This window comes from Hyphomonadaceae bacterium ML37 (assembly GCA_027627685.1).
In the GTDB taxonomy this organism is placed as follows: domain Bacteria; phylum Pseudomonadota; class Alphaproteobacteria; order Caulobacterales; family Maricaulaceae; genus Oceanicaulis.
The window spans coordinates 972402-995963 of record CP091241.1; the positions used below are offsets into that span (position 1 = coordinate 972402).

The 23562-nt window shown below is 68.0% G+C and carries 23 protein-coding genes and 1 tRNA gene; 9 read left to right on the forward strand and 15 right to left on the reverse strand.

Features of this window, described 5'->3' with window-relative positions; all coding sequences use genetic code 11:
- The first annotated feature begins 3 nt into the window (after positions 1-3).
- Entirely contained in the window at positions 4-1512 is a 1509-nt protein-coding gene (locus L2D01_04775; GenBank protein ID WBQ11100.1) for a Ppx/GppA family phosphatase, read from the forward strand.
- Positions 1513-1518: 6 nt separating this feature from the next.
- Here L2D01_04775 and L2D01_04780 read toward each other — a convergent pair whose 3' ends face one another.
- Both L2D01_04780 and L2D01_04785 read right to left on the reverse strand, forming a co-directional pair.
- Positions 1519-1842, reverse strand: coding sequence for a hypothetical protein (locus L2D01_04780; GenBank protein ID WBQ11101.1), 324 nt, complete (start codon positions 1840-1842; stop codon positions 1519-1521).
- A gap of 43 nt (positions 1843-1885) precedes the next feature.
- The gene (locus L2D01_04785) at positions 1886-2854 is read right to left on the reverse strand and encodes a threonylcarbamoyl-AMP synthase (protein ID WBQ11102.1); all 969 of its coding nucleotides are present in this window, start codon (positions 2852-2854) and stop codon (positions 1886-1888) included.
- A 158-nt stretch (positions 2855-3012) separates the two neighbouring features.
- Here L2D01_04785 and L2D01_04790 point away from each other — a divergent pair, with 158 nt between their 5' ends.
- Complete coding sequence (locus L2D01_04790) at positions 3013-5010, forward strand: PhoX family phosphatase (GenBank protein WBQ11103.1); 1998 nt, start codon at positions 3013-3015, stop codon at positions 5008-5010.
- Positions 5011-5023: 13 nt separating this feature from the next.
- Here L2D01_04790 and L2D01_04795 read toward each other — a convergent pair whose 3' ends face one another.
- A complete protein-coding gene (locus tag L2D01_04795) occupies positions 5024-5938 on the reverse strand; it encodes a hypothetical protein (protein ID WBQ11104.1) in 915 nt (304 codons plus the stop codon).
- Here L2D01_04795 and L2D01_04800 point away from each other — a divergent pair.
- On the forward strand, positions 5937-6905 hold the full coding sequence (locus L2D01_04800) for a glycosyltransferase family 9 protein (GenBank protein WBQ11105.1): 969 nt from the start codon (positions 5937-5939) through the stop codon (positions 6903-6905). The genes L2D01_04795 and L2D01_04800 overlap by 2 nt on opposite strands.
- Here the strand turns inward: L2D01_04800 and L2D01_04805 are convergent.
- Genes L2D01_04805 through apaG form a run of 3 tightly spaced genes read right to left on the reverse strand, consistent with a single transcriptional unit; the run spans position 6902 to position 9239 of the window.
- Positions 6902-7300 carry a TIGR02301 family protein gene (locus L2D01_04805; protein ID WBQ11106.1) on the reverse strand — a complete coding sequence of 133 codons (399 nt, stop codon included), beginning with the start codon at positions 7298-7300 and terminating at the stop codon, positions 6902-6904. The genes L2D01_04800 and L2D01_04805 overlap by 4 nt on opposite strands.
- 54 nt (positions 7301-7354) lie before the next feature.
- A complete protein-coding gene (locus L2D01_04810) occupies positions 7355-8812 on the reverse strand; it encodes a TrkH family potassium uptake protein (protein ID WBQ11107.1) in 1458 nt (485 codons plus the stop codon).
- 34 nt (positions 8813-8846) lie between these two features.
- The gene (apaG, locus tag L2D01_04815) at positions 8847-9239 is read right to left on the reverse strand and encodes a Co2+/Mg2+ efflux protein ApaG (GenBank protein ID WBQ11108.1); all 393 of its coding nucleotides are present in this window, start codon (positions 9237-9239) and stop codon (positions 8847-8849) included.
- A gap of 154 nt (positions 9240-9393) precedes the next feature.
- Between apaG and L2D01_04820 the strand changes: the two genes are divergently transcribed.
- Positions 9394-10413: a 2'-deoxycytidine 5'-triphosphate deaminase gene (locus L2D01_04820; GenBank protein ID WBQ11109.1), complete on the forward strand. Its 1020-nt coding sequence runs from the start codon at positions 9394-9396 to the stop codon at positions 10411-10413.
- Positions 10414-10419: 6 nt separating this feature from the next.
- Here L2D01_04820 and arfB read toward each other — a convergent pair whose 3' ends face one another.
- Together arfB and L2D01_04830 are read right to left on the reverse strand one after the other, a co-directional pair.
- Positions 10420-10833 carry an aminoacyl-tRNA hydrolase gene (arfB, locus tag L2D01_04825; protein ID WBQ11110.1) on the reverse strand — a complete coding sequence of 138 codons (414 nt, stop codon included), beginning with the start codon at positions 10831-10833 and terminating at the stop codon, positions 10420-10422.
- A gap of 5 nt (positions 10834-10838) precedes the next feature.
- Complete coding sequence (locus tag L2D01_04830; protein ID WBQ11111.1) at positions 10839-12161, reverse strand: MFS transporter; 1323 nt, start codon at positions 12159-12161, stop codon at positions 10839-10841.
- A gap of 141 nt (positions 12162-12302) precedes the next feature.
- On the opposite strand from L2D01_04830, the gene serS reads away from it, so the two are divergent.
- Genes serS through L2D01_04845 form a run of 3 tightly spaced genes read left to right on the forward strand, consistent with a single transcriptional unit; the run spans position 12303 to position 15000 of the window.
- Positions 12303-13577, forward strand: a complete 1275-nt coding sequence (gene serS, locus L2D01_04835; GenBank protein WBQ11112.1) for a serine--tRNA ligase — start codon at positions 12303-12305, stop codon at positions 13575-13577.
- 2 nt (positions 13578-13579) lie between these two features.
- On the forward strand, positions 13580-14356 hold the full coding sequence (surE, locus tag L2D01_04840) for a 5'/3'-nucleotidase SurE (protein ID WBQ11618.1): 777 nt from the start codon (positions 13580-13582) through the stop codon (positions 14354-14356).
- The gene (locus L2D01_04845; protein ID WBQ11113.1) at positions 14353-15000 is read left to right on the forward strand and encodes a protein-L-isoaspartate(D-aspartate) O-methyltransferase; all 648 of its coding nucleotides are present in this window, start codon (positions 14353-14355) and stop codon (positions 14998-15000) included. Before surE ends, L2D01_04845 begins: the two co-directional genes overlap by 4 nt.
- On the opposite strand, the gene purB is transcribed toward L2D01_04845, so the two are convergent.
- The 6 genes from purB to L2D01_04875 form a co-directional block, all read right to left on the reverse strand.
- Complete coding sequence (gene purB / locus L2D01_04850) at positions 14997-16301, reverse strand: adenylosuccinate lyase (protein WBQ11114.1); 1305 nt, start codon at positions 16299-16301, stop codon at positions 14997-14999. The two genes, L2D01_04845 and purB, sit on opposite strands and share 4 nt — an antisense overlap.
- 95 nt (positions 16302-16396) lie before the next feature.
- Complete coding sequence (locus tag L2D01_04855) at positions 16397-17689, reverse strand: MFS transporter (protein ID WBQ11115.1); 1293 nt, start codon at positions 17687-17689, stop codon at positions 16397-16399.
- Positions 17690-17802: 113 nt separating this feature from the next.
- Positions 17803-19143 (reverse strand): hypothetical protein, encoded by a 1341-nt coding sequence (locus tag L2D01_04860; protein WBQ11116.1) that lies wholly within the window; start codon positions 19141-19143, stop codon positions 17803-17805.
- Between the two features lie 74 nt (positions 19144-19217).
- Entirely contained in the window at positions 19218-19505 is a 288-nt protein-coding gene (locus L2D01_04865) for a helix-turn-helix domain-containing protein (protein ID WBQ11117.1), read from the reverse strand.
- On the reverse strand, positions 19498-19857 hold the full coding sequence (locus L2D01_04870; GenBank protein ID WBQ11118.1) for a type II toxin-antitoxin system RelE/ParE family toxin: 360 nt from the start codon (positions 19855-19857) through the stop codon (positions 19498-19500). Before L2D01_04870 ends, L2D01_04865 begins: the two co-directional genes overlap by 8 nt.
- Before the next feature lie 364 nt (positions 19858-20221).
- Positions 20222-20310 (reverse strand) — tRNA-Leu (locus L2D01_04875).
- 194 nt (positions 20311-20504) lie between these two features.
- Between L2D01_04875 and radC the strand changes: the two genes are divergently transcribed.
- Positions 20505-21200 (forward strand): DNA repair protein RadC, encoded by a 696-nt coding sequence (gene radC, locus L2D01_04880; GenBank protein ID WBQ11119.1) that lies wholly within the window; start codon positions 20505-20507, stop codon positions 21198-21200.
- On the opposite strand, the gene L2D01_04885 is transcribed toward radC, so the two are convergent.
- Entirely contained in the window at positions 21178-22887 is a 1710-nt protein-coding gene (locus L2D01_04885; GenBank protein WBQ11120.1) for a cation:proton antiporter, read from the reverse strand. The genes radC and L2D01_04885 overlap by 23 nt on opposite strands.
- Before the next feature lie 109 nt (positions 22888-22996).
- On the opposite strand from L2D01_04885, the gene queF reads away from it, so the two are divergent.
- Positions 22997-23461: a preQ(1) synthase gene (queF, locus tag L2D01_04890; protein ID WBQ11121.1), complete on the forward strand. Its 465-nt coding sequence runs from the start codon at positions 22997-22999 to the stop codon at positions 23459-23461.
- Positions 23462-23562 lie beyond the last annotated feature (101 nt).

Genomic DNA, 23562 nt, shown 5'->3' on the forward strand with positions numbered 1-23562 from the left:
TTCATGCCGCGCCGGCCCGACCCGGCGCTCGATGCCGCCGCGCGCCGCGACATCGCCGTCATCGATGTCGGCTCCAACTCTGTGCGTCTGGTGTTGTTCCGGCTGGAAGGCCGCGCGCTCTGGCCGGTCTTCAATGAGAAGGTCATGGCGGGGCTGGGCCGCGGCGCCAAGGCCAGCGGCCTGCTCAACCCGGATGGAACCGAGGCGGCGCTGCGGGCGCTGAGACGCTTCGCCCATCTGCTGGACGCCAAGGGCGTGGAGCAGCGCCATGTGGTGGCGACCGCCGCTGTGCGCGATTGTTCCGACGGGCCGGACTTCATCGCCCTGGTCCGGGCCGAGACCGGCCTCGAGATCGAAGTGCTCACCGGCGAGGAGGAGGGGCGCCGCTCCGCGCTGGGCGTGTTGGCGGGGATTGGCGAGGCGCACGGGCTGGCCGGTGATCTGGGCGGGTCGAGCCTGGAGCTGACGCCCCTGGAAGGCCGGCGCGCCGGACCGGCGGTGACCCTGCCGCTGGGACCGCTGACCATGCTGGACGGGGCCGTGACGGAGGCTGGCGTTCGCGACAAGGTGGACGCATTACTGGCCCAGGCCGCGCCGCAGCTGGAAATGTCCGGGCCGGTGTTCTACGCGGTCGGCGGCGCTTGGCGCGCCTTTGCGCATCTGGCCATGGCGCTGGATGACTATCCGCTGCGCCTGCTGCACCAGTATGCGCTGACCCCGGGCCAGGTGGCGCGCGCCGCGGATTTTGCGGTGAGCCAGAGCGAGTCGTCGCTGTCCAACGTGCCCGGCGTGTCGTCCAAGCGCGCCGCGCTCCTGCCCTACGCCGCCATGTTGATGCGGCGAATCCTCAAGAAGGGCCGGTTCGACAAGGTCGTGTTCTCCGCCTACGGCCTGCGTGAAGGCGTGGTGTGCGCTGACGATATGCGCCTGATCACGGAGGGCGATCCTTTGATTGCGGGCGCCGAGGCGCTGGCCAGCCAGGCCTCGCCCGAGCCTGATTTCGGACCCACGCTGGCCAGCTGGATTGAGCCGGCGTTTGCAGGCGAGCCGGTGCTGTTCAGCGCAGAGCGTGACGTCGTGCTGCGCGCCGCCTGCGGGCGGCTGGCCGATCTGGGCGGGCGCATGCACCCTGATCACCGCGCCGAGCTGGCGAGCACGCAGACCCTTTATGCGCCGTTTGGCGGCGCGTCTCATGCCGAGCGGGCGTTCCTGGCTTTGACCCTCCATCACCGCTATGCGGGCCGCCGTTCGCGGCCGGACTCCTGCCCGTCGCGGCGGCTCCTGGATGACGCGCAGGAGCAAGGCGCGCTGAAGCTGGGTCTGGCGCTGCGCCTCGGCGCGGCGCTGTCGGGGCGGTCGGCGCCCGTGCTGGATGCGTTCCGGCTGGACCGGTCAGGCCAGCAGCTGGTGCTGCGGGTGGATCCCGGATCAGAGGCGCTGGTGATTGACCGCGCCCACACGCGCTTTGAAGCGCTGGCCAGCGCGATGGGGCTTCAGCCGCAGGTCATCTGACCGCGGTCAGAGCGGCGCAGGCTTCAGCGTGGCTTCAAAGCGCAGGGACGGCGCCTTGTCGGCGCGGCCCTCAAACACATACTCCGCGCCCTTCTGGCGGCCGGTCAGGGTCAGGGCGAAATCGGAGTGATCACCAAACACCGACTGGCGGTGCATGTCGTGCTGTCGCACCCGCAGGCGCACGCGGATCTCCTCGCCCTCGGTGACGATTTCGCCGACATAGTACATGCCCGTATCGCCGCCATAGACGCGGGCGCCGTCGATATAGATCACCCCGCCGGCATCATCGAGCGGAGTGCGGAAGCGGGTGACGTAGAGGCCGGATTGCATGCGCGTACTTTCTGTCTGGTCGAGAGTATATCAAATTACATCTTCAGCGTGTAGTTTGTCGATCCGCTGCAGCGCGGCGAAGGCGGTCATTAATCGCTTCACCCAGTCCGGCATCCGGGACCGGCGCCACGGCGATGGGCCGTCCAAGCTCGTCCAGACTGCGCAAAGCAGCAAACAGGTTTGCCGCCGCCTCGGCTAGGTCTGATCGTTCGGAAAGGTTAATGACGTCACAACCAACAACTTCCGGGCGCGCTCCGAACGCCAGATAGGACTCCCCTGCACGGGGAGCGATTGCATTGAGGCGCACCGGCGCCCTTGGCGCGTAGTGGCTGGCAAGCTGTCCCGGCGCGCTGGGCCGGTCCGATTCGGTGTGAGCGGCGCTCAACGGACCGGTCACGGCCTCGATGGCGCTGCGCGGGACGCCGCCCGGGCGCAGCAGTGACGGCGCGCCTTTGCCAGCGACGCTGACAATCGTGCTTTCCACGCCGATACGGCAGGCGCCGCCATCCAGAATGAGGTCGATGCGCCCGCCCAGCCCGTCGCGCACATGGGCGGCGGTGGTGGGGCTGACTGCGCCCGAACGGTTCGCGCTGGGCGCCGCCAGCGGATGGCCGAGGCGTCCGATCAGGCCGGTGAGGGCAGGCGAATCGGGCCAGCGCACGGCCAGTGTTTCGAGGCCCGCCGTAACGAGGCTGGCGACACCTGAGCCCGCGCGCATCGGCGCTACCAACGTCAGCGGTCCGGGCCAGAAGGCGCGGGCCAGCGCGCGTCCGGTCTCGCCGAGATTCACCAGGCGCTCGGCCATCTCCAGACTGTCCACATGAACAATCAGCGGATTGAAGCGCGGGCGGCCCTTGGCTTCGTAAATGCGCGCCACCGCTTCGCCATTCGTGGCGTCAGCGGCGAGGCCGTAGACGGTCTCGGTCGGGATCGCCACCACCCCGCCGCGCGCCAGCACGCGCGCTGCTGCGTCCAGGGCATCCGGGTCGTTGGCGGACACGGTATCGGTCATGACATGGCGTCTAGCGTATGCGGGGCGCAGCGCAAACGGGACTTGGCTGTTCCCGGTCACATTCACGTTAATGGCGCCGAGGATCATGCCGGTGTCATACTGTCATGACATTCATGCGACACAGACCCGGATCAGTTTCTCAAGAAAAGGCGGCCCCCATGCGCGACATGCTCGATCCCGACTACGAACCGGAGTGCAACCGCTCGGGCAATACGCCATTCGCGCAGGTGTTCAGCGCCCGCATCGGGCGGCGCGGGTTCCTTCAAGGGTCGCTGGGCGCAGCGCTGGGCGGGCTGTTCGCGTCCACCGGCGTGGCCCATGCGCTGGAGGCCGGCGCCGGCCCGTCTTTGAGCTTCACGCCCGTCCCGGTCAGCACTCAGGACACGCTGGTGGTGCCCGAAGGCTATGAAGCCAAGGCGATCTATCGCTGGGGCGATCCCATTACCGGCTCCATGCCGGCCTACAGCCCGGACAATACCGGGGCGGAGCAGGGCGAGCAGGCGGGCATGCACCATGACGGCATGCACTTCTTCCCCATTGAGGGCGAACACCCGTGGCAGGGCAGCTCCACCGACGGCCTGCTGGTGGTCAATCACGAATATATCGAGCCGCGCTTCCTGCACGCCGCGGCGGCTCAGGGCCAGGCCCTGTCCGGTTCGGCTACGCTGGATCATGCCGGTCCGCGCGATCCTGATATGGTGCTCAAGGAAATGAACGCGCAGGGCGTTTCCATCGCGCGCATCCGCGAGGACGACGATGGCGAATGGCGCATCGTGCCTGACCCGCGCAACCGCCGCATCACGCCCCTGACCGAGATGGAAATCGCCGGTCCGGTGCGCGGCAGCGATCTGGTCAAAACGAAGTTCTCTCCCGAAGGCGAGCGCACGCGCGGCACCTTCGCCAATTGCGCCCACGGCGTGACACCGTGGAACACGTATATGGCCGCCGAGGAGAACTGGTCAGGCTATTTCGTCAACACGGGCGGCGATCTGCCGCGCGAGCATGCGCGCTATGGCGTGCGCACCGATGTGTCGCGCTATAACTGGCACCTGAGCGCCGATGGCGCTGACGCGTATGTGCGCTTTGATGCGACGCCGACGGCGCAGACGGCTGAGGACGATTACCGCAATGAACCCAACACCTATGGCTGGATGGTGGAAATCGATCCGTTCGATCCGGCCAGCATGCCGGTCAAGCGCACCACGCTGGGCCGCTTCGCCCATGAAGGCGTGGTGTTCGCGCCGGCGCAGGCCGGTCAGCCCGTCGTGTGCTATTCCGGCGACGATGCGCGCGGCGAGTATATCTACAAATTCGTCTCCGCCGGCGCCTACGTGCCCGGCGAGACGCGCGGCGAGATACTCGATGAGGGAGTGCTTTACGCCGCCAAATTCAACGAGGATGGCTCCGGCGAGTGGCTGGCGCTGGTCCATGGCGAGAACGGGCTGGACGAGAGCAATGGTTTCGCCAGTCAGGCCGACGTGCTGGTCAACACCCGCACCGCCGCTGACCTCGTCGGCGCCACGCCCATGGACCGGCCCGAATGGGGTACGGTCGATTTCCAGACCGGCGCTGTCTACTTCACCCTGACCAATCACAGCAATCGCGCCGCCGACGACACCGACGCCGCCAATCCGCGCGGGCCGAACCTGTTCGGCCATATCATCCGCTGGCATGAGGATGGCGGGCAGCACGGCCAGACCTTTCAGTGGGATCTGTTCGTCATTGCCGGGCCTGAAGGCGACAGCGCGGACATGAATGGCGAGGCGCTGGACGCCGACAGCCGCTTCTCCAGCCCGGACGGGCTGTGGATGGACGCCAACCGTCGGCTATGGATCCAGACCGATATCTCCGAAAGCGTGATGAACCGGGGACCGTTCGAAGCCTTCGGCAATAACATGATGCTGGCGGCCAATCCCGAGACCGGCGAGATCCGCCGCTTCCTGACCGGTCCGGTGGGGCAGGAGATCACCGGCGTGGTGACCACGCCCGATCACCGCACCATGTTCATCAATGTCCAGCATCCCGGCGCCACCACGTCGCGCGATGACTTCGCCGCCGGGCGCTTCACCAGCCACTGGCCGGATGGCGGCGAGTCGATCCCGCGCTCGGCCACGGTGATGATCCGGCGCACTGACCGGGGCGTCATCGGCGCCTAATAAGAAGGACGGCTCAGGGCAGGGTGATGCGCGCGGGCGCGTCACCCGCCAGGACCGGCTCGCCGCCCGAAGCGTCCAGCCGGTCCACGCGGATCAGCGCCAACGCCCGCTGTCCTGCGCCTGAGGTGATAGCGCCCAGAGGCGCCGCGCCTGCAGTCACGGCGGTTCCGGCCTCAGGCGCCGGTCCGTCGAGATCGAGGCGCACCGTGCGTTTGCGCACGCCGCCCTTGCGGTGCATGCGGCTGGCGACTTCCTGACCGACAAAGCAGCCTTTTTTGTAGTCGATTCCGGCCATCAGATCGTGATTGACGTCGGTGGAGAAGGCCTCCGCCGGGCCGTAATCGCGCCCGAGCTCCGGCACGATGGCGGCGATACGCGCGGCCTCGTAGCCGGCCTCGTCCTGCGGCCCGCCCGCCGGCACGATGGCGCGCAAGCCCAGCATGGCGTTGCGCGGATCAGGCGCGGCGGCCAGCGCCACAGTGCGCAGCTCCGCCTCGCCCTCGCCGCGCGCGGCCGCCACGGCGAGGTCATCGCGCAGCGCAATGTCGGCTTTGGCCCGCAGGCGGTAGAGGGAGAAGCGCTTAATGAGCCCCTCCGCCTCGCTGGCCGGGGCGTCGATCAGCAATCCGCCCTCGCCATCATCAAAAATAATGAAATCGGCCAGCACCTTGCCTTGCGGGGTCAGAAGCGTGCTGAACAGGGCGCCGCCGGGCTTCAGGCCTTCAGGTCCGCGCGTTATGACGCGTTGAAGAAAGCTGCGGGCATCCTCGCCGGTGATGGCGATCACGGCGCGGCCAGGCAGGGCGGTGAGGAAGTCGGATGTCATGGCGCCATACTTGGCCTGAGGGGGCGCGCTCCACAAGGTGCGCGTGACGGTCCTGTGAGGCTCTGGCGCAGGCCGCGCGAACAGGCTAAGCCGCTCGGCCATGACGCGTATCCTGTTCATCACCGCCACGCGCATCGGCGATGCAGTCCTGTTTTCAGGCCCGCTGGCGCATCTGGCGCGCACCCATCCCGGCGCGCAGATCACGGTGGCCTGCGGCCCGCTGGCTGCGCCGCTATTCCAGGCGGCGCCGTTCGTGACGGACGTCATCGTCATGGCCAAGCGCCCCGGTGGCCGGCACTGGCTGGACCTGTGGCGGCGTACAGCCGCGCAGCGCTGGGACCTTGTGGTGGATATGCGCGGTTCGGTGACCAGCTGGTTCCTGCGCGCCGGATCGCGCCGGGTGAACCGCCGCGCGCCGGGCGCTGAGCACCGTCATCGTGTGGCGGAGGCGGGTGCGGTGCTGAGCCTCGATCCGCCGCCCGCGCCGGAAATCTGGATTGACGAGGCGGCGCGCGGCCAGGCGGATCGGCTCTTGCCATCCGGCGCGCCGATTCTGGCGCTGGCGCCCGCCGCCGCCGCGCCGTTCAAGGAATGGCCCGCCGAGCGCTTTGCGGCGCTGGCCAATGGGCTGACCGGACCGGGCGGCGCGCTTGAGGGCGCGCGCGTGGCGCTGTTCGGCGGTCCGGGCGATCAGGCGACATCCAGCGCGGTGAGCGCGGGCATCACGCACGCGCCGGTCACCGATCTCACCGGCCAGCTGGACCTGGTGACCGCTGGGGCCTGCCTGCAGCGCGCGCGCCTGTTCGTGGGCAATGATTCCGGGCTGATGCACATGGCCGCCGCCGCCGGCGCACCGGTGCTGGGCCTGTTCGGGCCCACCGATGAGCGTGTCTATGGTCCCTGGGGTTCGAATGCGCGCAGCGTGCGCGCAGGCGGACCGGCCCATGAGGCCGACCGGGGCCGGCTGCGCCATGCCGAAACCTCGCTGATGGGCGGTCTGGCGCTGGAGCAGGTCCAGGCCGCCGCCGAGGCGTTGATCGCACAGAGCGGGCCGTCCGCGCCCGCCTAGTCCAGATAGGTGCGCCGCAGCTGGTTGGAGAAGGCGCGGCCCTGCTCGGCCAGTTGCTGGCGTGCATATTCGCTTTCCGCGCCGCAGCGCAGGCGCAGACGCTCCTGATGGCGGAAGCCTTCATTGAACCGGTCGATCAGCCTTGCGCGATAGGTGCCCGCCGTGGGCGCCTCATAGTCCAGCAGCTCGGCCATGGCGGTGCGCCAGGTTTGGGCCTGACGGCCCTGGCAGGCGAAGGTCAGGCCATGCAGCTCACCCATTATCCGGGCGAGGCTCTCGACCGGGTAGGGGTCGCTCTCCTGACGCGCCGAGGTCGGCGCCGCGGCGAGCGCTATCAGACAAAAACTGACCAGCAATCCGCGCAATGTTGTGACAAACCGAAGGGCGTAGGGCACATCAAACTCCTCGTTCGGGTCGTTTTGGCGCGTGATCGTGGCGCCGCGATGGCGTCAGCGTCTCCAGAAGCCCGGCGTGAACATGACCAGCACCACCAGCACCTCCAGCCGGCCGATCAGCATGGTGGCGGTCATGATCCATTTGGCGGCATCCGGCAGGGGGGCGAAGGAGCCGGCCGGGCCGATGATGTCGCCCAGTCCCGGCCCGACATTGGCCAGCGTGGTGGCGGCGCCGGATATGGCGGTGATGGTGTCGAGCCCGGTGAAGGACAGCAGCGTGGCGGACACCACGAAGGTGGCGAAGAACAGGAAGATGAACACGAACACCGAGCGCACCGTTTCCGGGGGCAGAGCCTTGCCGCGATAGCGCGGCGGCGATACCGCGTTTGGCCGGGTCAGCTGTTCAACATAGGAGCGCATGGCCGACGCGGCGATCTGATAGCGGAATATCTTGATCGAGCAGCTGGTGGACCCTGCACAGCCGCCGATGAACATCAGCAGCAGAAACATCGCCGCCGCGCCGCTGCCCCAGCTCCAGAAATCGGAGGAGGCGTATCCGGTGCCGGTCAGGACCGATATCGTATTGACCAGAGCGAGCCGCCAGGCGGGCAGGCTGTCCGGTTCGGGCGGCGGGGACAGGGTGATCATCACTGTCAGCAGCATCGCCGCGACCGCGATCACGCCCAGAAAGGTGCGCGCCTGGGAATCGATAAGCAGCTGGTCCGGGCGTCCTTGTGCGGCGCGTACATAGAGCACGAATGGCAGCGCGGCGAGCGTCATGAAGACAGCGGCGACCAGATCAGCGCCGCCATCTGTGAAGGCGGCCAGCGAGGCGTCGCGGGTGGAGAAGCCGCCCGTGGCGATGGTGGTCATGGCGTGGTTGACCGCGTCGAACCCGCCCATGCCGGTCGCCACATAGGCCAGGAAACAGGCGAAGGTGAGCGACAGATAGATGATCACGATGGCCAGCGCGATCTGTCCGGCGCGCGGCAGGACTTTCTCTGTCTTTTCAGAGCTTTCCAGCCGGAAGAGCTGCATGCCGCCAATGCCCAGCATGGGCCAGATCGCCATGGCGGTCACGATGATGCCGATGCCGCCGATCCACTGCAGGATGGAGCGCCACAAGAGCAGCCCGCGCGGCAGATCGTCCAGCCCGGTGATGACCGTGGCGCCGGTGGTGGTCAGGCCGGACGTGGTTTCAAAGATCGCATCGGTCCAGCTGATATCGAGGCCGGACAGCTGCAGCGGCAGGGCCGCAGCGAAGGCCAGCACCGCCCAGGCGCCCGATGTCAGCAGGATGGCGCCGCGCGCCGTCAGCCGGTGCTCGGGCGACCGGCCCAGCAGGGTCATGATCCCGCCCACGGCCAATCCCAGCAGCGCCGAGCCGAAGAAGGCCGGCGCCGACCGGCCCTGATAGCCCAGATCGACCAGCGCCGGGGCCAGCATCGCCAGGGACAGGGCGCTGAGCAGGGCGCCAAGCGCGAACAGGACGGTGCGGGCGCTCTGGGTCATGATCGCGCGGGGTTAGACAGGCGCGCGCCCCCGGTCAATGGCGGGTGGAGCGGCTGAGCGGGCTGTCCAGCGCGAAGGCGGGAATGTCGGCGCTGAACTGCTGGCCGTTCTCGCAGCGGAACACATAGGCGCCGCGCATGAAGCCCGACGGCGTGCGCAGCGGCGCGCCCGAGGTGTAGCGGAATGCCGAGCCGGGACGAATCACCGGCTGCTCGCCCACCACGCCCTCGCCGCGCACGATCTCGGTGCGGTTGGCCGAATCGGTGATGCGCCACTCGCGCTCCATCAGCTGGACCGCGCCGCCGCCGGTGTTTTCGATCACGACGGTATAGGTCCACACGAAGCGCCCGGCTTCGGGATCGGATTCCGATTCCAGAAAGGACGGCTCGACGCGGATCACCACGCCGCCGGTCTCTTGGGTATACATGCCTGCCTCCGACAGAGCGCCAGATCATGAGTTCACACCCGCCCGCGCGGCGAATCAAGCGCCCTTGGCGCAGCGCGGTGAACTGGACAGGCGCGCGAGGCGTGCCGACAGTGTCATTCCCGCCCGTGACCGATTCTGGCTGATCGAGACTGACATGACCGCCCGGACCAGCGGAATTCTGCCCGACGCCGCGCTTGAAGCCGCCTTTGAGGCGGGGTGGATTCATGCGCGCCGCCCGCTGGAGCCGGGCCAGATTCAGCCCGCCAGCCTGGATTTGCGTTTGGGCCGCAAGGTCTGGCGCCTGCGCGCCAGCTTCCTGCCGGGACCGGGGCGTACTGTGGCGGCGCGGCTGGACGATGACATCGTCATGCACGCCCTCGACCTGGAGGGCGGCGCAGTCTTGGAGACCGGCTGCGTGTATCTCGCCGAGCTGGAGGAGGGCCTGGCCCTGCCGCCCGGCGTGTCGGCGGCAGCCAATCCGAAAAGCTCCACCGGGCGCCTGGATGTCTTTACGCGGGTGATCGGAGACGGGTCGATTGCGTTCGACCAGCTGCCAGAGGGCTATAACGGCCCGCTCTATATGGAGATTTCGCCGCGAACATTCTCGGTGCTGGCGCGGCCCGGCGACCGGCTGGCGCAGGTGCGCCTGCGCCGGGGCGAGCATGTCCCGCTGCGCGCCATCACGCTGACGGTGGACGTGGAAAATCATGGCGGGCCAGTGGGCTGGCGCGCCCGGCGGCACAGTCCGCTCGTGGATCTGTCCGGCGTCGGCGCCCATGACCCCAAACGCTTCTGGGAGCCGGTGCATGCCGAGCGGGGGCGTATCGTGCTGGACCCGGGCGAGTTCTACATATTGGCCAGCCGCGAGGCGGTGAGCGTGCCGGTGGACGAGGCGGCCGAGATGGCGCCCATCGCGCCGGAGATTGGCGAGTTCCGCGCCCATTATGCCGGCTTCTTCGATCCGGGCTTTGGCGTGGCTGAAGCGGGCGGCGCGGGATCGCGCGCCGTGCTGGAAGTGCGCGGGCGCGACGTGCCCTTCATCCTCGATCACGGGCAGGCGGTGGCGCGGCTGGTCTATGAGCCCATGGCCGGCGCGGTGGGCCAGCCCTATGGCGCGGCAGGCTCCAATTATCAGGCCCAGGGCCTGAAGCTGTCCAAGCATTTCAAGGCCTGAGCGCGCTTATTCCTCGCCGGGTTTGGCGCGCAGCGCCTTGACCGTGCTGCGCTTGGCCTTGGCAGTTTTCTGGCGCTTGATGGAGGCGAGGGTGGGCCGCGTGGGCTTGCGCGCCTTGGGCTTGCGGCTGGCCTGCAGGATCAGCATACGCAGCCGCACCCGCGCCTCTTCGCGATTGCGCATCTGGGAGCGGTGGGCGCTGGCGTGCAGCACCAGAATGCCGTCTGCGCTGAGGCGCGAGCCGGCCAGCCGGGTCAGGCGCTCCTTGACTGGCCCCGGCAGATCGCTGGCGGCCAGGTTGAAGCGCAGCTGCACGGCGCTGGAGGTGGTGTTCACATGCTGTCCGCCCGGACCGGAGGCGCGCACAAAACGCTCCTCGATCAGGCGCTCGTCAATCGTGATGGCGTCATTGATGCGCATGAGTATCAGCCTGACACAGGCTTCAGGCTCAGCGCCAGTACCGACGCGATGAGGCACATCACGCCGAGCCCGGCGATGGCCGCAGGACCGAAGGCGCCGAACGCCGTGCCCGCCAGCGCGCCGAACGCCAGCAGCAACACCCCGATCACCGTGTTGGAGACGGCGGTGTAGGCCGCGCGCGTTTCCTGGGTGGCGAGATCCACCACATAGGTCGCCCGCCCCAGCCGCACGCCCTGATGGGCGAAGGCGAGGAGGAAGAGCGCGATGGCGTGAAACCAGATGCTGTCGGCCATGGCCCAGCCCGCGAGCCCTGCGCCCGCCACCAGAGCGCACGCCAGCGCCGCCACCAGACCCGCCGCGGCCAGCACCCAGCGCGCGGACTTGTCCGCCGAGCGACCCCAGGCCCAGCCGCTGGCGAAACCGGCGGCGCTGGACGCAATCAGAAAGGCGCCGAGCCCGGCCAGATCCGTCCCGGTGCGTGACTGGGCGTAGGCCACGAAAAAGGGCGGCAGGAGCGAGGTCGCCATGAAGAAGGCGCGCGCCAGCACGAAGCGGGCGAAATCGGGATCGGTCTTGAGGAGCGTCAGCTGGCCGATAGCTTCGGTGAAGGCATTGGCGCCGCCCGCCGTCGCGCCGGGCGCTTCGGCGAGCTGGAGATAGGCGAACGCCGCTAGGACCCAGAGCACGCCGCCAGCGGCGAGAATCAGCGCGATCACCGACGGCTCGGTCTCGGGCGCGAGGATCAGCAGGGCGCCAAAGCCCAGCGCGGCGAGGCCCGAGAGTGAGGAGGCATAGCCCGACACCGCGCCGCGCCGTGTCTTGGACACGGTCTTGCCCAGCACATCCTTGTGACTGACCGAGCAGAAGGCGCGCGCCAGCGCGAATAAAGCCAGAAGGCCGATCAGCGCCCATCCCGCCGCCTCGTCCTCCAGTACCAGAGCGGCGCCGGCCATGGCGAACAGGGCCAGCGCCTGACCCACAGCGCCGCCCGCCCAGACGAATTTGCGCCGCTCGCGTTCGCGGATCCAGCGGGCGATGAAAAGCTGGGGCAGGAGCGAGCCCGCCTCGCGCACCGGAGCGATCAGGCCGATCAGGAAGCCCGGCGCGCCCAAGCTCGAAATCAGCCAGGCCAGCGTCAGCTTGGGGTCCACCAGCCGGTCGCCGCTCTTGGTCAGGGCCAGCGCGATGGCGGAGAACACGAAATTGCGCGGCAGGTGGGCGCAGGCGCTTTCGGGAATGTCCTTGCAGACCCGCGCCTCGGCGTCGTCATAAAGCGCGGTGTAAACGGTTTCGGCGAGCTGGTCGGCGGGCGCTTGCCGGGCGGTCATGGGCGAATCTCGTGTGGCGGATTTTGTCCATTCAAGCACACCTGCGCGCCCGCGCCATGGTGGACGCACTCACGCGCCTTCTGTATCACCGCAGGCACGCCGCCTTCACCCGCCACGCCTCTTTTTCAAAGTCAGTCCGCCATGCATGACATCCGCCTGATCCGTGACAATCCGGGGGCGTTCGACGCCGCCATGGCCCGCCGGGGCCTGACGCCCCAGGCCGAACGCCTGATCGATCTGGACGCGCGCCGGCGTGAGGCGACGACGCGCCTGCAGGAGCTGGAGACGCGGCGCAATGCGGCGTCCAAGGAGATCGGCGCGGCCAAGGCGCGCGGCGAAAACGACCGCTTCGAAGCGCTGCGCGCCGAGGTCGAGGCGCTCAAAGGCGAGATGGAGCGCTGCGGCGTTGACGCCGCCAAAGGTGAAGAGCTGCTCAATCAGGCCCTCGCCGCCCTGCCCAACGCCCCTGCCGAGGATGTGCCCGACGGCGAGGATGAACATTCCAACGAGGAAGTGCGCGGCTGGGGCGAGCCGCGCGAATTTGATTTTGATCCGGCGGACCATGTCACGCTGGGCGAGCGTCTGGGCCTGGATTTCGAGCGCGCCGCCGCCATGTCGGGCGCGCGCTTTGCGGTGCTGCAGGGTCCGCTGGCGCGGCTGGAGCGGGCGCTGGGCCAGTTCATGCTGGACATGCACACGACAGAGAACGGCTATCGCGAGACCAGCGTGCCGCTTTTGGTGCGCGACGAGGCGCTGTTTGGTACGGGGCAATTGCCGAAATTCGCGGAGGACCAGTTCCGCACGACCAACGATTTCTGGCTCATCCCCACCGCCGAAGTCCCGCTGACTAACCTCGTGCGCGACGCTATCCATGGCGAGGGCGATTTCCCGCTGCGCCGGACCGCGCTCACCCCCTGCTTCCGCTCCGAGGCCGGGTCGGCGGGGCGTGATACGCGCGGCCTCATCCGCATGCACCAGTTCCACAAGGTGGAGCTGGTCTCCATCGTCACGCCGGAGCAGTCGGAAGACGAGCTCGAACGCATGACCGGGTGCGCCGAAGGGATCTTGCGCGCGCTGGACCTGCCCTACCGGGTGATGGCGCTGTGTGCGGGCGATATGGGGTTTGCGGCGCGCAAGACCTATGACCTCGAAGTCTGGCTGCCGACCCAGAACACCTATCGCGAGATCAGCTCGTGCTCGAACTGCGGGGATTTCCAGGCGCGGCGCATGAATGCCCGCTTCCGCCGCGAGGGCGAGAAGAAGCCGGAGTTTCTCCATACCCTGAACGGGTCCGGCGTGGCGGTGGGCCGGGCGCTGGTGGCGATCCTGGAAAACCACCAGAATGCCGATGGCTCGGTGACCATCCCGGCGGCCCTGCGCCCGTATATGGGCGGTGTTGAGGTGATCAGGCCGTGAAAATGATCCCGGACAATCCGCGTATCCTGCTGGTCAATGATGACGGCGTGCATGCGCCGGGGCTCGCCGTGCTGGAAGACATTGCGCGCACCCTGTCGGACGATGTGTGGATCGTGGCGCCCGAGGGCGAGCAGTCGGGCATGAGCCGTGCGCTGACCCTGACCGCGCCCCTGCGCGTCCAGCAGCTGGGCGAGCGGCGCTTTGCGGTCACCGGCACGCCGACGGACTGCGTGCACATGGCGGTGCAGAACATCATGGCGGGCAAGACGCCGGACCTTTTGCTGTCGGGCGTCAATTCGGGCCAGAACATCGCCGAGGACGTGACGTTTTCCGGCACGGTGGCCGGCGCCATGCAAGGCATCCAGTTCGGCATCACCTCCATCGCCTTCTCACAGGCCTACGGGTTTTCCGGCAAGGCCGCGATCCAGTGGGAGACCGCGCGCCAGCACGGGCCGGGCATCTTGAAGAAGCTGCTGAGCGCCCCGTGGAGCCAGAATGTGCTGATGAACGTCAACTTCCCCGACCGCGCGGCCGACGACGTGGCGGGCGTGGAGGTGACGGTGCAGGGCATGCGCGATCACAACGTGGTCCACGCGGAAAAGCGCATGGATCTGCGCGGCCGGGAATATTTCTGGATGGGCTTTACGGGCAAGAAATCCGATCCCGCCGTGGGGACCGATTTGCGGGCCATTTATGAGGGGCGTATCTCCATCACGCCGCTACATCTCGATCTCACCCACCACGACACCCGCGACCGGCTGGCGAAAGCGCTGGCATGAGCGCCGGGCCGGACACCCGCCTGATCCAGCTGGTGATGGCGCTGCGCTCGGCCGGGATTTCCGACAAGCGGGTGCTGGCCGCCATCGAGCGCACACCGCGCGCCCTGTTCGTGCCCGAAGGCTTCGCCGATCAGGCCTATGAGAACCGGGCCCTGCCCATTGACTGCGGCCAGACCATCTCCCAGCCCTTCGTGGTGGCGGCGATGACCGAAGCGCTGCAGGTGGATGACCGCTGCAAGGTGCTGGAGATCGGTACGGGCTCGGGCTACCAGGCCGCGGTGCTGGCGCGCCTGGCGCGCCGGGTCTACACGATTGAGCGCTATCGCACCCTGGCGCGCGAGGCGGGGGCGCGGTTTGCGGCGCTGCGCCTGACGACCATCGTCCAGCGCACCGGCGACGGCACGATCGGCTGGCCTGAACAGGCGCCGTTTGACCGGATCATGGTGACGGCCGGCGCGTCCGAGCGGCCCGACGGTCTGCTGGACCAGCTGAAATCCGGCGGCGTCTGCGTGGCGCCGGTGCAGAATGGCGCGGTCCAAACCCTGATGCGCTACCGGCGCGGCGAGGATGGCGCGATCAGCGAAGAGGCGCTGTTCGACGTGCGTTTCGTGCCGCTGGTGCCGGGCGAGGCCAAGGCGCTTTAGGTATCGCCGAACACCCGTGCGAAAATCACATCCACATGGCGCGTGTGCCAGGCATCATCGAAGCAGGCTTCAATGCCAGCCGCGCCCAGCAGCGCCATCACGTCGGCATCGGCCTTGAGATGGTCGATCAGGCGTCCGCCTTCATCCCATGTCTTCATGCCGTTGCGCTGGACCAGGCGGTAGGCCTCCTCGCGCGCCGCGCCGGCCTGGGTCAAAGCCAGCAGCACGCGCTGGGAGTTATGAATGCCGCCAAACGCGTCGAGATTCTCTTTGCAGCGTTCGGCGTGCACGATCAGGCCTTCAATCATGGACGCGGTGCGGTGCAGGGCGAAATCGAGATGCACGCACGCATCCGGCCCGATCCCGCGCTCCACGCTGGAATGGGAGATGTCGCGCTCATGCCACAGGGCGACATTCTCCATGGCCGGCGTCACGGCTGAACGCACCAGGCGGGCGAGGCCGGTGAGGTTTTCGGTCAGGATCGGATTGCGCTTGTGGGGCATGGCCGACGAGCCCTTCTGGCCCGGCGAGAAATATTCCTGCGCCTCGCGCACTTCGGAGCGCTGGAGATGGCGCACCTCCACCGACAGGTTTTCAATCGCCGAGGCGATCAGGCCCAGCGCCGCGAAGAACGCGGCGTGGCGGTCGCGCGGAATGACCTGGGTGGAGATGGGCTCGATCTCGAGGCCGAGCGCTTCAGCCACATGGGCTTCCACCGCCGGATCCACATTGGCGAATGTGCCCACCGCGCCGGAAATGGCGCACGTGGCGATCTCGCGCCGGGCGGTTTCCAGGCGCGCGCGGTTGCGGGCGAACTCGGCATGGAAGCGGGCGAATTTTAGCCCCATCGTGGTGGGCTCGGCATGGATGCCGTGGCTGCGCCCGATGCAGGTGGTCATCCTGTGCTCCAGCGCGCGCGCTTTGAGCGCCGCCAATACCCGGTCCATGCCCGCCAGCAGCAGGTCCGCGCTGCGCGTCAACTGGACGGCCAGGCAGGTGTCGAGCACGTCGGAGCTCGTGAGGCCCTGATGGACGAAGCGCGCTTCCTCGCCGACGAGTTCAGCCAGATGGGTCAGGAAGGCGATGACGTCATGCTTCACCTCGCGCTCGATCTCGTCGATGCGCGCGATGTCGAACTCCATGTCCCTGGCTTTCCACACGGCCTTGGCGGCGGAAGCGGGGACGACACCCAGCTCGGCCAGCTTGTCGGTGGCGTGGGCCTCGATCTCGAACCAGATGCGGTAGCGGGTTTCGCTCGACCAGATGGCGGCCATTTCGGGACGGGTATAGCGGGGGATCATGACGCCTCGACGCGCTGGCGGGCTGGGAACATGGGCGCGGGCATACGCCGCGCGCGCGCCCCGGGCAAGCCCGGGGGGTGGCCTTGGGCTCGGGGTCAGGCTTTCGCCGGCCCGGGGATTTCACGGCGCATGGTGGCGGCGGCGGCGAAGAACAGGCCTGAGGCGATGAGAAACATGGCCACCCCCGCCATCAGCGCGTAGCGCAGGGCGTCGCCCTCGCTCATGTGATTGCTGAGCCAGTCAGACAGGGCGCCAATGGCCAGCGGGCCCAGGCCGATCCCGATCAGATTGTTGAAAAAGGCGATGATCGCCGCCGTCGTGGCGCGGTGTTCGGGCCGCGACAATGTCTGCACCGCCGCCAGTCCCGGTCCGAGCCAGGCGTAGGCCAGGCTGATCGGCAGGGCGAGGAGAGCCAGCGATACGTATCCGCTGTCCACCATCAAGGCGGCCAGAAAGAACGGCGCCATGGTCAGCACGGTGACCGCGGGGATCAGGGCGTAGGCGGCGGGATGCGTGCGCCCGAACCGGTCGGCCAGCCAGCCGCCGGCGATGGCGCCAAAAACACCCAGCAGGAAAAGCGGCGCCAGGAACTGGCCGATCTCGGCCATGACCAGGCCCTGGCTGCGCATCAGGAAGGAGGGCAGCCATTGATACATGCCGTAGCCGGCGAACGAGGTCGCTGCAGCGGCCAGCGTCAGCAGGATCAGGGTGGGCGAGGCGAGGATGGCGCGCGCGGCGTCAAACGGACGCGGGACCGAAACCGGCTCCACGATGGCATCCAGACGGCCGCGCTTGGGTTCGCGCACCAGCACCACCAGCGCCAGCGCGGCGACGAGGCCGGGCATGGCGAGCAGGATGAACGCCCAGCGCCAGCCCAGCGCCGCCGCGATCAGGGCGCCCAGCGCCGATCCGGCCGCGATGCCCAGCGGCGCGCCAATGGAGAACAGCCCGATGGCGAGGCCCCTGCGCCCCGCCGGGAAATAGTCTGAGATGACCGCATAGGACGGCGCCACGCCGCCCGCTTCACCTGACGCCACGCCGATTCGCGCCAGCGCCATCTGCCAGAAGCCGGCCGCCATGCCGGAAAGGGCGGTGAAGGCGCTCCACACCACGCAGCAGGCCGCGATCAGGCGCACCCGGTTGGTTCGGTCAGCCAGCCACGCCAAGGGTAGGCCCAGCGTGGCGTAGAACACGGCGAACATGGTGCCGCCCAGCAGCGCCAGCTGGGTGTCGTTCAGGCTGAGGTCTGCGCGGATATCTTCCTGCAGCACCGCAAACAGCTGGCGGTCCATGAAATTGATCATGTAAACCACGCCCAGCACGATCAGCGCCGTCCAGGCGCGCCCGGCTGGCGCGTCCGCGTCGCGCGATGCGTCGGGCTGGGTCATGACGGCGAGGGCTCCGGGCGCATGAGGGGGGGTGCACGGGGGCAGGCCTGACCAGACATGAGGCGAGCCGCGTGCCAAGGCAAGGGCGCGGGCCCGTTTCGCGGCCACCAGTGTCAGGCGCCCATGACTTTCGCCACCGCAGGCGGCATGCGATGTGCGCTGCGCGCGTCGAGGGCGCCGGCGAATGTTGCGGCGAGCTCGGCAAGATCCCAGCGCTGGCCGAGCTTGTCCTTGACCCCGGAGATGACCGGCGCATCGGCCCAGCAGGGCGCAGTGGTCAGGTGATGCAGCGCGGCGGCCACCTCGCGCGCCTCGCCCACGCACTCCCACGGCTTGGCGCCGGTCAGGCCGGCGATGTCGAAGGCATGGTCGAGATTGGCCGGATCATGCAGCGGGCGGCTCTGGAACACCGCTTCATGGCGCTGGGGCTCCAGCCAGCAGGCCATCAGCACGCCGGTATAGACGCATTTGGAGCATTCTCCGCACCAGCGCTGGCCCTCGGCCAGCACGGCGTCCCCGGTGAACACGAAATTGCGGTTGCAGCTGGCGAAAATGTCCAGCGCCCCCGGCGCACGACGGGCGAGATAGTGCGCGGTCCACAGCTCGCTGACCGGGCGCAGGACGGAGAAATAATCGATCCCCGCTCCCGCCGCGGCGTAGGCATCGCGCAGGGCGTCCTCGAACTCCAGCGATTTGGAGAATTGATGGTTCACCGGATGGCCATCGATAGTCATCGTCGGCTCGCTGGCCGCGCGCTCATTGGCGAACACCACCCAGTCCTGACCACAGGCGGCCGCATGCAGCGCCAGCAGGCAGGAATTGATGCCGGTGATGGGGATATGGCCGTTCAGCGCCTCGCCCGAGCGTGACAAGGTGATGAGGCGCGGATCAATGATCCGGGTCATCAGGGTGAGCGGCGCATCGGTCATGGATTGCAGGCGCTCGCCGACGCGCGGCGACAGGATCACGCTGACGGGCTCGCTCTGCGCACCTGCCGCGTCGAGAATGGCGCGGGCCACATGGCTGTCCTTGCCGCCGCCAAAGGCGCACGCGGCGCGGGGGCGCTCCGGGGCGACGCGCACGGGCGAGGCCGCGTCCAGCGCGTCCTCGGCGTCAATCTCGAGCGCAGGCGGGTAGGGCAGTGCGTTGCGCACATAAAACTCGCCCAGGCCCGGCCCGTAGGCGAGCCCGGCGAGGCGGCGCGCGGCGCGGGTCAGGGGCGCCTCCACATTCACCCGGCCCGCCGGCGCCGCCTTGTAATAGCTCGTCCCGATCAGGATCGCCGCCAGGGTGACAAGGCCGCTGCGCACCGGCTCGGGAATGGCTTCGATCCGGGCATGGGGCGCAAACCGCACGGTTTCCTCAAACCGCCCGAAACGCGGACAGTCAAACGCGAACCGGACCGCATTGGCGTCGGCGTCCAGATGCGGTGGCAGGATGCGAAACTCACTCATGCAGCAAGGCTCCGGCAAGGCGGGAGCGCGGACTGTACGGTGATGCGCGCGGACAGGCTATCGCCGGGGGCGGTTCAGCGGGTGACCAGCTGAACCTCGACCTTGCGGCCAACGAAATCGGCGGCGCGCTGCAGGGTCTCGATAGTCACATTGCCGTTTTCCGGGTCGAGCACGCGGTCGATCTGGGTGCGGCTGGTCTTCATCAGGGCCGCCAGCTGCCGCTTGCTGAGATTGCGCTCCTTCATTGCCTGCGCCAGCTGCCAGGCGATGACCTCCTTGACGGCGCGCGCCTGAAATTCATCCCGGACGCCTTCCTCCTCAAGGAAGTCGTCAATGCCCGACCCGATATGTGCGTTAGCCATGTTCGACCTCTTTCTTGCGCTGGCGCGCGAGCGCCATGTCTTGGTCGGGCGTCGTGCGGGTCTTCTTGATGAAGCCATGCAGCGCGACGATCACGCCCTGATGGAAACACAGCAGCACCCGGGAAATTGTCCGGCTCGGCAAGTGAGTGCGCACTTCCCAGAGCCTGTCCTTCATCGCCCGGCAAAGTGGCATGCCGACCGGCCATCGGTATTGGACACGCTGAAGGTCGGCGCCGATCGCCAGCCGGTCATCGCGATCCATGTCCTTCAACCAGTCCCGCACCGGCTCATTTCCGGCAGCCGTTCGGTAAAACACGAGCGGGATTTTCGGTATCTGCTCGGGGTCGCTCACTTATGCACCTTATATGGCGCCACTGCACCATAAAAAGAGCCGCATGGCAAGAGTCAGATGAGGCGCCAGAAGGCGCGAGCCCTAACATAACCCGAACCCATCCGGGTTCGCACCCGGCTTCGCCGAGGCGAGAGCGCGACCGCGCGCCCGCAGCTTTAGCGAGGACGCGAACGCCCGGAGCGAGGGGGGACAAAGTTACCGGGGCGAAGCCCCGCAAGCGCGACCGCGCGCCCGCAGCTTTAGCGAGGACCGGCCGAGCGGAGCGAGGGAAGACAAAGTTACCGGGGCGAAGCCCCGCAAGCGCGACCGCGCGCCCGCAGCTTTAGCGAGGACCGACCGAGCGGAGCGAGGGAGGACAGAAAAATGGTGCGGGCGGCCGGAATCGAACCGGCACGGAGGTTGCCCTCCAACGGATTTTAAGTCCGGTGCGTCTACCAGTTCCGCCACGCCCGCCTGGGTTCATTCGATAGCCGTCCGGCCGGGCCAAGCCAAGAGGGGCGGGCGGTTATGGCGGGTGTGCGCGATTCGTCTGGCGGGCGAAGCGGGCTGGCGTTAGCATCGTGTCAAGAGAACCGGCAGCAGCGAGCGCGTGCGGCTTCATGAGTGCATCTGATCCTCAGTCTGATCCCCGGCCTGATCCCCGATCCGTGGCCGAGTCTGCTTCGCCAACGCAGCCGCATTATCACGGCCATCGCGACCGGCTGCGCGCGCGCTTCGTCGAGACGGGCGGGGAGGGGCTGGCCGATTACGAGCTGTTGGAACTGGCCCTGTTCCGCTCCATCCCGCGCCGCGATGTGAAGCCCCTTGCCAAGGCTTTGCTCGCGCGGTTTGGCGATACAGCACGGGTGTGCGCGGCGCGGGTGGAGCAGCTGACCGAGGTGCGGGGCGTGTCTGAGAAAACGGCGCTGGATCTCAAGCTCATTCAGGTGCTGGCGGTGCGCATGGCGCGCGAGCAGGTGACGGGCCGGCCTGTCATATCTTCCTGGTCGGCTTTGCTGGACTATCTGCGCGCGGCGCTGGCCCATGCCACCACGGAAGAGTTCCGGGTGCTGTTCCTGGACAAGAAAAACCGGCTGGTGGCGGACGAGTTCCAGGCGCGCGGCACGGTGGATCACGCCCCGGTCTATCCGCGTGAGATTGTGAAGCGGGCGCTGTCGCTGGATTCCAGCGCCATCATCCTGGTGCACAACCATCCCAGCGGCGATCCCACGCCCTCGCGCGCCGATATCGAGATGACAAAGCGCATTTGCGAGGCCGGCAAGCCGTTCGACATCGTGGTCCACGATCACATCGTGGTCGGGCGCGAACGCACAGCCAGCTTCAAGGCGCTGGGTCTGCTGTAGCCAGCATCGGCGCAGGGCGGGCGGCGGAATGGGCTTCATGCACTTCGGCGAGCCAGCGGGCGATACCTGACTCCTCAACCCCCGCGAAGCGCAGCACCGCCACGGCGAAATCCACGCCTTCGGGCTGGCCGCGGGTAATGATGGCGATCATGCCCAGCGCTTCATGGGCGGCTTTTTCTTCCAGCGTGCGCACCGCGACGATGCGCTGAAGGTCCGGATAGGTGGCGTTGATGAAGGGTGTAATCTCCTTGGAAATCTCATAGCGCGACTGGCCCAGCACCAGCGCGCGGGCGCGCGTGACGCCCACGGCGGTCATCAGGCGGACATCGCTGGGATCGCCGAAGGTCATGTCATAACCGTCGGCGGTGGCGGCCAGGAAGCGCTCGGCGTCGAACTCCACCGCCACGAAGGGGATGTTGAAGCGGGTCAGCGCATCCATGGCCATCCGCCCGGCCGGGGTGGCGGCGAAGACCAGGATCGGGGGCCGGGCGTCCGGATCAACGGACGGCGTGGACGGGGCGGCTTTGGCCTGGGCCAGCTTGCGCGCCAGCTTCATGCCCAGCGCCGTCCAGGCGGGCGTCAGGGCCAGCGAAATGGCGCTGGCGGCCACCAGCACGCCCGCCGCCTGAGATCCCAGCGCGCTGGCGATGGAGGGCAGGGCCAGCAGGACCAGGCCGAACTCCGAGCCCTGCGCGGTGACGAAGGCGAGCTGGGCAGCGCCGGGGCGGCTCCAGCCTGAGGCCAGCGCCGCGATGAAGGTGAGGATGGTTTTGCCCAGCATCAGCCCGGCTATGGCCAGCGCGATCCAGGGCGCCTGGGCGGCCATTTCGCGCCAGTCGAGGCCCATGCCGACCGTGATGAAGAAGAAGCCCAGCAGCAGCGCGCCGAACGGCCGCGCCTCGGTCTTCACCACCGTGCGGTAGGGCGTCTCGGCGACGATGACGCCCGCCAGAAACGCGCCCAGCGTCAACGACAGGCCCAGCGCGCCTGTGGCCGCGGCGGTGGCGAGCACCAGCAGGAGCGCGGCGGCGGTGAACACTTCGGCCATGTTGGCGCGCGCCAGCAGGGCCAGCGCCGGGCGTGCCGCGAAGCGTCCGATGACGACGGCGGCGAGCGCCGCCGCGAACGCCTTGGCGCCGGCCTCGGCCAGCGCCCATCCCAGCGGGCCGGACCCGTCCAGAGACACCGCGAACACAAGAAGGAAAATGCCCGCGACGTCCTGAAACACCAGAAGCGCTGTGGAGGAGCGGCCCAGCGGGCAGGTGGCGATGCCCCGCTCGGCCAGCGTCGCCGTCACCACCGCGGTGGCCGAGATGCCCGCGCCCAGCCCGACCACCAGCGCCATGGGCCAGTCCAGCCCGAACAGGCGGGCCGCCAGCGTGAACCCGGCGCCGCAAATCACCATCTGCAGCGGACCCAGGACCGCCAGATCCCGTCCACTCTCACGCACGGTGCGCGAGGAGAACCCCAGCCCGATCTCGAACAGCAGGAACACCACGCCGAGCTGGGCCAGCAGGGCTGTGGTGGCGTTGAGCGGGGCGAGGCCCAGCGCGTTGGGTCCGATCAGCACGCCCGCCGCGATGAACGCCACGATGGGCGACAGTTTCAGGGCGCGCGCGATCAGGATGCACGCCAGCCCCACCGCCAGAAGCGTCACGGCCGGCAAGATGGCGAGGGCGTCGGACATTATGGGAGCGTGAATTGAGGGGTGGAGCGGGGCGGGTCTGTGTAAACATAGCCGCGCCAGCGCGCCCGCGCCATTGCCGTTCGGCGCTGGCGGCGCTACATGCCCGCTGATGACCGATGCACGATATGAAAAGCTTGAACAGCTGGGCTCGACCGGCGCCGCGCCGCAGCGTCCCGAGGACGCCGTGCTGGAGCGGGTGGAGAACCCGGCGCAGGACAGCGATTACCTGATCCGTTTTGTGTGCCCGGAATTCACCTCGATCTGCCCGGTGACCGGCCAGCCGGACTTTGCGCATATCGTGATCGACTATGCGCCTGCGCAATGGATCGTGGAATCGAAATCCCTGAAGCTGTTCTTTCAGAGCTTCCGCAATCACGGCGCCTTCCATGAAGCCTGCACCACCATGATCGGCAAGCGTCTGGTCGACGAGCTGAGCCCCAAATGGCTGCGTATTGGCGGCTACTGGTATCCGCGCGGCGGCATTCCCATCGACGTGTTCGCCCAGTGGGGCGAGGCGCCCAAGGGCCTGTGGATCCCCGATCAGGGCGTTGCGCCCTATCGCGGACGCGGCTGAACCCTCTCTCCTGCATGTGATAGGCAAACCTGATAAAAAGTCAGGTTGACATGACATATGCACATGTGTCAGGTTTACGTGACTTTTGGTCATGCGAACCT

Bases quoted from the DNA above. Each gene is read 5' to 3' on its own strand.
- serS (WBQ11112.1), top strand. From the start codon at position 12,303: ATGCATGACATCCGCCTGATCCGTGACAATCCGGGGGCGTTCGACGCC.
- apaG (WBQ11108.1), bottom strand. From the start codon at position 9,239: ATGTATACCCAAGAGACCGGCGGCGTGGTGATCCGCGTCGAGCCGTCC.
- L2D01_04860 (WBQ11116.1), bottom strand. From the start codon at position 19,143: ATGAGTGAGTTTCGCATCCTGCCACCGCATCTGGACGCCGACGCCAAT.
- arfB (WBQ11110.1), bottom strand. From the start codon at position 10,833: ATGCGCATCAATGACGCCATCACGATTGACGAGCGCCTGATCGAGGAG.
- L2D01_04810 (WBQ11107.1), bottom strand. From the start codon at position 8,812: ATGACCCAGAGCGCCCGCACCGTCCTGTTCGCGCTTGGCGCCCTGCTC.
- L2D01_04885 (WBQ11120.1), bottom strand. From the start codon at position 22,887: ATGTCCGACGCCCTCGCCATCTTGCCGGCCGTGACGCTTCTGGCGGTG.
- L2D01_04800 (WBQ11105.1), top strand. From the start codon at position 5,937: ATGACGCGTATCCTGTTCATCACCGCCACGCGCATCGGCGATGCAGTC.
- L2D01_04780 (WBQ11101.1), bottom strand. From the start codon at position 1,842: ATGCAATCCGGCCTCTACGTCACCCGCTTCCGCACTCCGCTCGATGAT.
- L2D01_04830 (WBQ11111.1), bottom strand. From the start codon at position 12,161: ATGACCGCCCGGCAAGCGCCCGCCGACCAGCTCGCCGAAACCGTTTAC.
- L2D01_04795 (WBQ11104.1), bottom strand. From the start codon at position 5,938: ATGGCCGAGCGGCTTAGCCTGTTCGCGCGGCCTGCGCCAGAGCCTCAC.
- queF (WBQ11121.1), top strand. From the start codon at position 22,997: ATGACCGATGCACGATATGAAAAGCTTGAACAGCTGGGCTCGACCGGC.
- L2D01_04820 (WBQ11109.1), top strand. From the start codon at position 9,394: ATGACCGCCCGGACCAGCGGAATTCTGCCCGACGCCGCGCTTGAAGCC.
- L2D01_04775 (WBQ11100.1), top strand. From the start codon at position 4: ATGCCGCGCCGGCCCGACCCGGCGCTCGATGCCGCCGCGCGCCGCGAC.
- L2D01_04790 (WBQ11103.1), top strand. From the start codon at position 3,013: ATGCGCGACATGCTCGATCCCGACTACGAACCGGAGTGCAACCGCTCG.
- L2D01_04855 (WBQ11115.1), bottom strand. From the start codon at position 17,689: ATGACCCAGCCCGACGCATCGCGCGACGCGGACGCGCCAGCCGGGCGC.
- L2D01_04845 (WBQ11113.1), top strand. From the start codon at position 14,353: ATGAGCGCCGGGCCGGACACCCGCCTGATCCAGCTGGTGATGGCGCTG.
- purB (WBQ11114.1), bottom strand. From the start codon at position 16,301: ATGATCCCCCGCTATACCCGTCCCGAAATGGCCGCCATCTGGTCGAGC.
- L2D01_04785 (WBQ11102.1), bottom strand. From the start codon at position 2,854: ATGACCGATACCGTGTCCGCCAACGACCCGGATGCCCTGGACGCAGCA.
- L2D01_04865 (WBQ11117.1), bottom strand. From the start codon at position 19,505: ATGGCTAACGCACATATCGGGTCGGGCATTGACGACTTCCTTGAGGAG.
- surE (WBQ11618.1), top strand. From the start codon at position 13,580: ATGATCCCGGACAATCCGCGTATCCTGCTGGTCAATGATGACGGCGTG.